Annotated in this window: 10 protein-coding genes; 7 read left to right on the top strand and 3 right to left on the bottom strand. The window is 62.6% G+C overall.

The annotated features are described in order from the left end of the window. The 3 genes from B7L72_RS04795 to B7L72_RS04805 all read left to right on the top strand — a co-directional run. On the top strand, positions 1–476 hold a 476-nt coding region (locus B7L72_RS04795), incomplete at its 5' end, for a glutamate ligase domain-containing protein (protein WP_303245518.1). Beyond that, complete coding sequence (locus B7L72_RS04800; protein ID WP_081192891.1) at positions 469–1083, top strand: flavin prenyltransferase UbiX; 615 nt, start codon at positions 469–471, stop codon at positions 1081–1083. The genes B7L72_RS04795 and B7L72_RS04800, both read left to right, overlap by 8 nt. Positions 1084–1164: 81 nt before the next feature. Beyond that, the gene (locus B7L72_RS04805) at positions 1165–1785 is read left to right on the top strand and encodes a LysE family translocator (protein WP_081192893.1); all 621 of its coding nucleotides are present in this window, start codon (positions 1165–1167) and stop codon (positions 1783–1785) included. Positions 1786–1820: 35 nt separating this feature from the next. On the opposite strand, the gene B7L72_RS04810 is transcribed toward B7L72_RS04805, so the two are convergent. The 3 genes from B7L72_RS04810 to B7L72_RS04820 are packed head-to-tail and all read right to left on the bottom strand — an operon-like array spanning position 1821 to position 4924. Then, positions 1821–3218 carry a bifunctional DedA family/phosphatase PAP2 family protein gene (locus B7L72_RS04810; protein WP_081192895.1) on the bottom strand — a complete coding sequence of 466 codons (1398 nt, stop codon included), beginning with the start codon at positions 3216–3218 and terminating at the stop codon, positions 1821–1823. A gap of 18 nt (positions 3219–3236) precedes the next feature. Further along, positions 3237–4163: a diguanylate cyclase domain-containing protein gene (locus B7L72_RS04815; RefSeq protein ID WP_081192897.1), complete on the bottom strand. Its 927-nt coding sequence runs from the start codon at positions 4161–4163 to the stop codon at positions 3237–3239. After that, entirely contained in the window at positions 4160–4924 is a 765-nt protein-coding gene (locus B7L72_RS04820; protein ID WP_254893758.1) for a hypothetical protein, read from the bottom strand. Before B7L72_RS04820 ends, B7L72_RS04815 begins: the two co-directional genes overlap by 4 nt. Positions 4925–5163: 239 nt before the next feature. On the opposite strand from B7L72_RS04820, the gene B7L72_RS04825 reads away from it, so the two are divergent. From B7L72_RS04825 to rlmH, 4 genes are all read left to right on the top strand, one after another. Next, positions 5164–6471 (top strand): glutamate-5-semialdehyde dehydrogenase, encoded by a 1308-nt coding sequence (locus B7L72_RS04825; RefSeq protein WP_081192901.1) that lies wholly within the window; start codon positions 5164–5166, stop codon positions 6469–6471. Continuing rightward, positions 6468–7118 carry a nicotinate-nucleotide adenylyltransferase gene (gene nadD, locus B7L72_RS04830; protein ID WP_081192903.1) on the top strand — a complete coding sequence of 217 codons (651 nt, stop codon included), beginning with the start codon at positions 6468–6470 and terminating at the stop codon, positions 7116–7118. The genes B7L72_RS04825 and nadD overlap by 4 nt, the downstream gene beginning before the upstream one ends. Before the next feature lie 107 nt (positions 7119–7225). Next, entirely contained in the window at positions 7226–7612 is a 387-nt protein-coding gene (gene rsfS / locus B7L72_RS04835) for a ribosome silencing factor (RefSeq protein WP_081192905.1), read from the top strand. Then, entirely contained in the window at positions 7609–8076 is a 468-nt protein-coding gene (gene rlmH / locus B7L72_RS04840) for a 23S rRNA (pseudouridine(1915)-N(3))-methyltransferase RlmH (RefSeq protein WP_081138924.1), read from the top strand. The genes rsfS and rlmH overlap by 4 nt, the downstream gene beginning before the upstream one ends. The last annotated feature ends 124 nt before the right edge of the window (positions 8077–8200 follow it).

Consider the following 8200-nt stretch of genomic DNA (forward strand, 5'->3'; position numbering starts at 1 on the left):
CGGCGCTGGCACGCTTCCAGACGCCCCGTCGTCGCCAGGAGGTGCGTGGCGAGGTCAACGGCATTCAGGTGATCGACGACTTTGCCCACCATCCCACCGCCATTGCCGCCACGCTGCAGGGCTTGCGTGCCGCCACACCGCGGGGGCGGCTGCTGGCCGTGATCGAGCCGCGCTCCAACACCATGCGGCTGGGCGCGCTGCGTGAACGTCTGAACGACAGCGTTGCCGATGCGGATCACAGCTTCTGGTTCCAGCCTGCTGGCGTGGAGTGGTCGATGGACTCTCTGGTCGAGGCGCAAGGGTCGCGGGCGTCGCTGTATCGGGATATCGATGCATTGGTACAGGCAGTGGTCACCCAGGCGTCACCGCTCGACCGGATCGTGGTGATGTCCAACGGTGGTTTCGATGGTGTTCATGAGCGCCTGTTGGCGGCGCTGACAGCGGCAAACCCTGCAACAGGAGTATCCGATGAGTGAGTTCAACCCCCCTGTGACGGTGGCGCTGACGGGCGCTTCGGGGGCGCAGTATGGCCTGCGCTTGATCGACGTGCTGGTCGAGGCGGGCCATGAAGTGTGGGTCATGATCTCCAAGGCGGCCCATATGGTCATTGCCACGGAAACGGAGGTATCGCTGCCTGCTCAGCCTCAGCGACTGGAGGAGGCCCTGGTGGCGCAAAGCGGTGCCAGGCCCGGACAAATTCGCTGCTTTGGGCGTGAAGACTGGATGGCCCCCGTGGCCTCGGGCTCCGGCGCGTCTTCCGCCATGGTGATCTGCCCGTGTTCCACCGGCACCCTCTCTGCGGTGGCCACCGGGGCCAGCAACAACCTGATCGAGCGTGCCGCCGATGTGGCGATCAAGGAGCGGCGCACGCTGGTCATGGTGCCCCGGGAGAGTCCTTTTTCTCCCATTCACCTGGAGCACATGCTCACTCTGAGTCGCCTGGGTGTGGTGATCCTGCCTGCCGCGCCGGGGTTTTATCATCGCCCTCAGTCCATGGAGGATCTGATCGATTTCATCGTCGCGCGGATTCTCAACCAGCTGGGCATCGAGCACCGCTTGATGCCACGCTGGGGCGAAGGGTAATCCCGGCGGTGCCACACTTTTGTGCCTACGATTCGCCATATCAATGACTTTCGCCACCGTTCACCACAAGGAAGCGTCACCATGTCCTGGGCTACTCTATCGGTCTTCGTGCCAACCTTTCTGTTCGTATCGCTGACCCCCGGCATGTGCATGACGCTGGCCATGGTGCTGGGGATGACCCAAGGGGTGAAGCGTACGCTCTGGATGATGATCGGTGAGTTGATGGGCGTGGGCCTGGTGGCCGCGGCGGCAGGGGCAGGGGTGGCCGCGTTGATGTTGCGCCAGCCTGAGCTGTTCACTGCGTTCAAGTGGATTGGTGGGGCTTACCTGGCGTATCTGGGGGTGATGATGTGGCGCTCGCGGGGGCGCATGGCCATTCCTGGCGAGCTGGATACAGGGCCGCCTGCAGGCCGCTGGCAGTTGGCCATGCAGGGGCTGGTGACCGCCGTGGCCAACCCCAAGGGCTGGGCATTCTTCATGGTGCTGCTGCCGCCGTTTCTGGACAGCAGCCGCCCGCTGGTCCCCCAGCTCAGCCTGTTGATTGTCCTGATTCTGGTCATCGAGTTCGGCAGCATGCTGGTGTATGCCACGGGAGGCAAGACGCTGCGTCGCGTGCTGGGCAAAAGCGGTAACGTACGCCTGCTGAACCGCATTGCCGGGACGCTGATGTTTGGCGTGGGCGCGTGGCTGGCGCTGGGCTGATCACGCCAGCCCGAGCCAGCCACGCGATGGCGCCATCAAACCGGCCCGAACAGTAGCATTCTCGCGCTCACCAGCAGCAGCGATGCTCCTGTGAGCGTCACCCAAGGGATGGCGGGTAGCGGCGTGCGATAGCGCCGCTGCCAGTTGAGCTGAACCAGAGCGCAGACCACCAGCCCCATGAGCGCGCCTCCCACCAGATCACTTAGCCAGTGCACGCCCAGAGCCAAACGCGAGAGCGCCATCGGCAGCGTGACGACAATGGCCATCCAGTAGACCCAGGCACGCCGCTGGCGAGGCAGCCGCGCGGCCATCACGGCGGCCGCCAGCCCGATCATCACCACCCAGGTAGAGGTGTGCGCGCTGGGGTAGGCGTATGAGCCGGTCAGGTGGTCCGGGGTGGTGGGGCGTGCCCGGGCGAACAGCGCCTTGCCCGCGGTGTTGATCAGGGCAATGCCGCCAAGGGCCAGAGCCCCATGCAGCAGTGCATCGAAGCGTTTGGCCACCAGCAGCCAGCACGCCCACGGGCTGACCAGGGCCACGATGCCCGCCTTGTCACCGATCATGGCCAATAGCAGGCTGGCGTGGGCAAGCCAGGGGGAGTCGAGCCAGTCGAATAGCCGTTGAGCTTCCAGATCGACCGTCAACGGCGTCACATGGTGCATCACGTACAGCGTCCAGGCGGAGGCCCCGGTGATCGCGGTAATGAGCAGCAGCAGGGAACCCAGCGGCACTTCCCCCGAACGGCTCATGGCCAACCAGGGGCGACGCATGATCGGAATGCGCCGCACGATGCGTGCCAGCGCAAAATAGACGCGCCCCTGGCGGTCCACCTGAGCACGCCCCCATGAAAACACCACGGCCAATACCACCACCGTGGCGGCAATCAGGATGACGGCCATTTCCACGTTCGTGGGCAGGTTCAGCCGCTGCTGCCAGGTATGGCCGACCAGATAGCCAGGTAGTACATAGGCGGGAGCCCAGAGCGCTGCCGAGGTAATGTTTGCCCAGGCGAAGGTGCGTGCCGGCATTTGCATCATGCCGGCCACCAGCGGGATCACCGGGCGGACAGGCCCGACGAAGCGGCCAATGAAGACCGAGTAGACCCCATAGCGTTCGAAAAAGCGTGCCCCACGTCCCACCCACTCGGGGTGAAGCGACAGCGGCCAGCGGGACAACACCGCCTCACGATGCCGATAGCCCAGATAGTAGCTGACGCTGTCGCCGATGATCGCGCCAATGAACGCCGCGCCAATCAGCCAGGGCAGGTCGAGCCCTTGGTGGCCCGCCAGGGTGGCCGCCGCAGTCATCAATACGACCCCGGGGACCAGCAGGCCAATGAGTGCCAGCGACTCGACCAGGGCGATACCCAACACCAGAAGTAGCAGCAAAGGAGGGGAAAGAGTAAGAGAGAGCAGGGTATCGACAATCGCCAAGAGTGACTCCGTCTGCGGTTATAAATGGGTAATGGATTCTGCGCGTGCTTCCAGACGCTGCAGGTAGCGCTCGAAGCTCTCCTTGCGCATGGGCAGGCAAGTGGCTAGCCGTGCTTCCAACTGGCCTGTTTCCACCAATACGCGCCGTGACAGGGCACGCTGAAGGCGCTCTTTCACGAGTAGCGCGCCGCTTTCACTGGTATCGGGCAAGACCAGCCAGAAGGTCGCACTGCCCGCACGGCCCAGAATGTCGTGATCACGGCAGCGGCTATTGACCTCGCTGCACAGCGCACCCAGCAGCGCGGTCTTGGCGCGCTGGCCAAACTGCTCCTCTGCCATGTCCAGCTGCGGCAAGTGTAACACCAGCACGGCCAACCGCTTGTTGAGCATGTCGGCGCGCTGAAACTCATTTTTCAGACGCTCTTTGAGCGTGTCGATATGGTACGCATCGCAATCGTTATCGTGGGGGTCGGTAGCCCTGAGCAGTGCCTTGCGCCGCGCGTGCTCCCAGGGGGGCAGTGCGAGCAGCAGAGTCAGCGCAGCAAAGCCCAGGGCAAACTCTCCGTCCAGCGTGGGCAGTTGCCAGATGATCACGGCCACGGCGACCAGATTGGTGGCCAGCGCTCCCCACAGTGGTAGAAGAATGAACGCGGCGGCAAGGGGCAGGCCTAACCAATACAGCGGCAGGTTGGCGTGGGTCAGTACGCCGTGCATCGCCACCAGAAACAGACTGCCCAGCAGCAAGCAGCGTGGCAGGTAGGGTTTGATGCCTCGCCCAAGGTGCATCATCAGGCTGGCCAGTATCAGGGTGGTCATGAACAGTGGAACCAACAGTTCACGGTAGCTGCCCATGGCGTAAAGCCAAGCGGTGTAAGCACAGATAACGATCAGGCTGGCACTGTAAGCCAGGCTCATCAGCCGTTTGGGGGGCACGGACGTCGTCATGTGATGACGCTCGGCCGCTGTTTACCCATCAGGGCCAGAGCCTCCAGGGTCAGCGCTTCCAGCTCAAGCTCTATCAGGGGAAGCGGTTGGCAAACGGTGTGCTCCGGCAGGGCCGCACATAGCAATTGGCGACGATGGGCGGCCTCGCGGGGCGTTCTGGCCAACATGAGCGTGGCCAGCGTAGTGGCATTCAGGAGGTAAACGTTTTCGAAGCTATAAAGTAGGCTGCACAGTTTGTGGGCCGTAGGCCAGAGCTGGTGGAGTCGAAGGTGAATGATCAATACCTCGGCGTGAATGGCTTCCCGCTCGGAGCGTGTTTGCTCCTTGACCAAATCGCGCAGCAACTGCTCCCCTGCCCAGAGGTTGAGACCGGGCACCAGCCGCAGGCGCTGGCGTATAGTGCCGCTCAAGTGCACCAGTAGGTAAGTACGCGCCATGGCCAGCAGGCACAGAATACAAAGCGTTGCGATCAGCAGGCACCACGCTGGTAGGGTCAGCACGGGTTTGATGATCAGGCAGGTCAGCAGGGCTGCGCACACATTGTACATGGCCACCCAGCGTGGTTGAGGAAGCATGAAGACCGCACCCCAGGCCCATATCAGCAATAGGTGACGTTCAGGGGCAACCGCAATCAGGGCCAACAGGAGGGTTCCCGCCAGCAGTTGCCAGGGCAGGCCTCGTGAGCGGCGATGGCTGAAATCCAGCAGCAGTGCAGTCACCAGTAGCCAGCCGACCGCAAGCCACAGCACAAGGGTGGCCATGAGGGGCGCATTGGGTGTCCAGAGAGCCAGCGCGACGGAGGCGGCCAATAGTGTCACCCTGAGCGGACTGATTTTGTATTTGCTTGGCATGGTGGCTTACTATCTGGCTGATAAACGGGGGCACCCAGCCTGAGCATAACGCATTGCTTGGCTCGAACCTGCGAATCCCCCAGTATAATGCCCTCAAGGCGTAATATAAGCCTAGCCACTTTCAGTCATGCTTAATATAGGGAGATCGCATGCGCAGCGCTGACGCATTTCAACAAGACGCCCAACACCACCTGGCGGCCGGCGATGTAGCCCGTTACATGACGGCTCTGGGGCAGGGGGCTCGCGCGGCGGCCAGCGTATTGCGCCGAGCCGATAGCCAGGCCAAGAACCAGGCGCTGTACGCCATGGCGCAGCGCCTTGAGGCGTCGCGTGGCGAGATCATGAAGGCCAATCAGGAGGATATGCAGCGGGGCCGGGAGAGCGGTTTGGACAGCGCGCTGCTGGACCGCCTGGCGCTCAACGATGCACGCATCGATGCCATGATCGAGGGGCTGCATCAAGTGGCGGCGTTGCCAGACCCGGTGGGCGCCATCGATGGGATGAGCTATCGGCCCAGCGGTATCCAGGTCGGCAAGATGCGGGTTCCGCTGGGGGTGATCGGCATCATCTACGAATCACGTCCCAACGTCACCCTGGAAGCCGCTAGCCTGTGCCTCAAATCCGGCAATGCCTGTGTCTTGCGCGGTGGTTCGGAAGCTCGCGCTTCCAATGCCGCTCTGAGCCAATGCATTCAGGCAGGCCTGGCGGATGCCGGTTTGCCCGAGGGCAGTGTTCAGGTGGTTGCCACCACGGATCGCGCGGCGGTGGGTGAGATGATCAGCATGCCTGAGTATATCGATGTGATCATCCCGCGTGGCGGCAAGTCGTTGATCGAGCGCATTTCGCGAGAAGCGCGTGTGCCGGTGATCAAGCACCTGGATGGCGTTTGCCATGTGTACATCGATACCACCGCCGACCCTGCCAAGGCGCTGGCCATCGCACTGAACGCCAAGACCCATCGCTACGGCACCTGCAACACCATGGAAACCCTGCTGGTGGATGCCCCGATTGCCGACCTTCTGCTGCCGGAGTTGGCGCGTGCCTACGCCGAGCACCAGGTAGAGCTGCGCGGCTGCGAGCGAACGCGGGCGCTGTTGCCCCAAGCGCTGGAAGCAACCGAGGAGGACTGGCACGCGGAGTACCTCGCTCCGGTCCTGGCCATCAAGGTGGTCGATGGCGTGGACGAAGCGATCGAACACATCGAACGATACGGCTCCCACCACACCGATGCCATCGTCACCCAGGACTACACCCTGGCGCGTCGCTTCATGGCCGAAGTGGACTCCAGCTCGGTGATCGTCAACGCCTCGACGCGCTTTGCCGACGGGTTCGAGTACGGCCTGGGGGCGGAGATCGGGATTTCCACCGACAAGTTGCACGCCCGTGGCCCGGTCGGCCTGGAAGGCCTGACCACGCAGAAATACATCGTGTTCGGAGACGGCCAGGTTCGCCAATGAGCCAGCGTATCGGCATGTTTGGTGGCACCTTCGACCCGGTGCACAACGGCCATCTACGCAGTGCCCTGGAAGTGCGCGACGCGCTGGGCCTGGAAGTGCTGCACATGGTGCCTGCGCCGCAGCCACCGCTGCGCGGTGTGCCGCAGGTATCGCCGCAGCAGCGCTTGGCCCTGCTGGAAGCAGGCATCGCGGATACCCCTGGCCTGCTGGCCGATGGCCGTGAGCTGCGCCGAGCAGGCCCCTCTTATAGTGTGGATACGCTGGCCGAGCTGCGCGCTGTCTACGGCTCCTCGGCCCGCCTGGTGATGGTCATTGGCATGGATGCCTTTTTGCGACTTCACCAGTGGGATCGCGCCGAGCGCTTGTGGGCGCTGGGGCATGTCGTGGTGATCGCTCGACCCGGTTATAACGACGATTGGCCAGCACCGCTGAAGGAACTGGTGGGCAATCGTGAAGTCTACAGCGTCGAAGCGATGATGCAGCAGGCTCAAGGGCACTTGCTGGTTCTGGCGTTGCCCTCGCTGATGGCCATCTCCGCGACCTATATTCGCCAACGGCTTCAGGCGGGCGAGAGCGTGCGCTATCTGCTACCACAGGCGGTGGAAACGACCATTTTGCAACAGGGCTGGTATCAAACCAGCGAATAGCGCTGGCAGTCGTGAAAGAAGCCGTTACAATGGCCGCCTCAAACGCCCGTTGCCAATGGCGGGCGTCTATCATCGTCAGGTCAATAATGGGGTTGTCGTCAGGAGTCATGCACATCGATACATTGAAAAACCTAGCCATCGACGCGCTAGAAGAACTTAAAGCTCGTGATATTACGCAATTGGACGTGTCGAAATTGACCGAGGTCACCGACCTCATGTTGATTGCCAGCGGTACGTCTACCCGTCATGTGGCAGCACTGGCGCAGAATCTCGTCGAGAAAGCCAAGGCGGCCGGTCTGCACCCACGCGGTGTCGAAGGCGGTGAGAACGCGGATTGGGTGTTGGTCGATCTGGGTGACATCGTCGTTCATATCATGCTCCCCGAAGCGCGTACATTGTACGACCTCGAGCGCCTGTGGGCCGATCTGCCCAACGATGCGGGTGCCATCGGCGATGCCCTGCGTCAAGCCGAAGAGCGAGCCTCCATGTCATGAAGGTTCGGCTGTTGGCGGTGGGAACCAGAATGCCCGGGTGGGTCGAAGAGGGCGTGGAAACCTACCGCAAGCGGCTGCCGCGTGATTTTGCCCTGGAAATCGAAGAAATTGCGCTGGGCCAGCGCGGCAAGAACGCCGATATCGCCAAAGCGCGGGCGCAGGAAGCCCAGCGAATCCGCGACAAGCTGCGTGGCGATGAAATCGTCGTGGCGCTGGAGGTAAAGGGCAAGCCCTGGACCACAGAGCAGCTTGCCCAGCAGGCCGATGCCTGGCGAATGTCTGGCCAGGACGTAGTGTTGCTGGTGGGCGGCCCTGATGGGCTGGAGCCTTCTCTCTCGGCCATGGCCGACAAGGCCTGGTCGCTGTCGCCATTGACCCTGCCGCATCCTTTGGTGCGGATCATGCTCGCCGAACAGCTCTATCGGGCATGGACCCTGCTGGTGGGGCACCCTTACCACCGCTAGACGTTATCTGTTATCGACCCCCGTGGCCGTTGCGTTCATCGTTTGATTGAGAGTTGTCTGTTGCCATGCCCAAGCGCCGTGACACGCTAAAGAACCCTGAGCAAGAGCTGCGTATCTTCCGTGT

Origin of the sequence: Halomonas sp. BC1 (genome assembly GCF_002078135.1) — a bacterium.
Taxonomy (GTDB): Bacteria; Pseudomonadota; Gammaproteobacteria; order Pseudomonadales; family Halomonadaceae; genus Vreelandella; species Vreelandella stevensii.

Coding starts and splice junctions, on each gene's coding strand:
- B7L72_RS04800 (WP_081192891.1), top strand. CDS start 469: ATGAGTGAGTTCAACCCCCCTGTGACGGTGGCGCTGACGGGCGCTTCG.
- B7L72_RS04805 (WP_081192893.1), top strand. CDS start 1,165: ATGTCCTGGGCTACTCTATCGGTCTTCGTGCCAACCTTTCTGTTCGTA.
- B7L72_RS04815 (WP_081192897.1), bottom strand. CDS start 4,163: ATGACGACGTCCGTGCCCCCCAAACGGCTGATGAGCCTGGCTTACAGT.
- B7L72_RS04820 (WP_254893758.1), bottom strand. CDS start 4,924: ATGGCCACCCTTGTGCTGTGGCTTGCGGTCGGCTGGCTACTGGTGACT.
- B7L72_RS04825 (WP_081192901.1), top strand. CDS start 5,164: ATGCGCAGCGCTGACGCATTTCAACAAGACGCCCAACACCACCTGGCG.
- nadD (WP_081192903.1), top strand. CDS start 6,468: ATGAGCCAGCGTATCGGCATGTTTGGTGGCACCTTCGACCCGGTGCAC.
- rsfS (WP_081192905.1), top strand. CDS start 7,226: ATGCACATCGATACATTGAAAAACCTAGCCATCGACGCGCTAGAAGAA.
- rlmH (WP_081138924.1), top strand. CDS start 7,609: ATGAAGGTTCGGCTGTTGGCGGTGGGAACCAGAATGCCCGGGTGGGTC.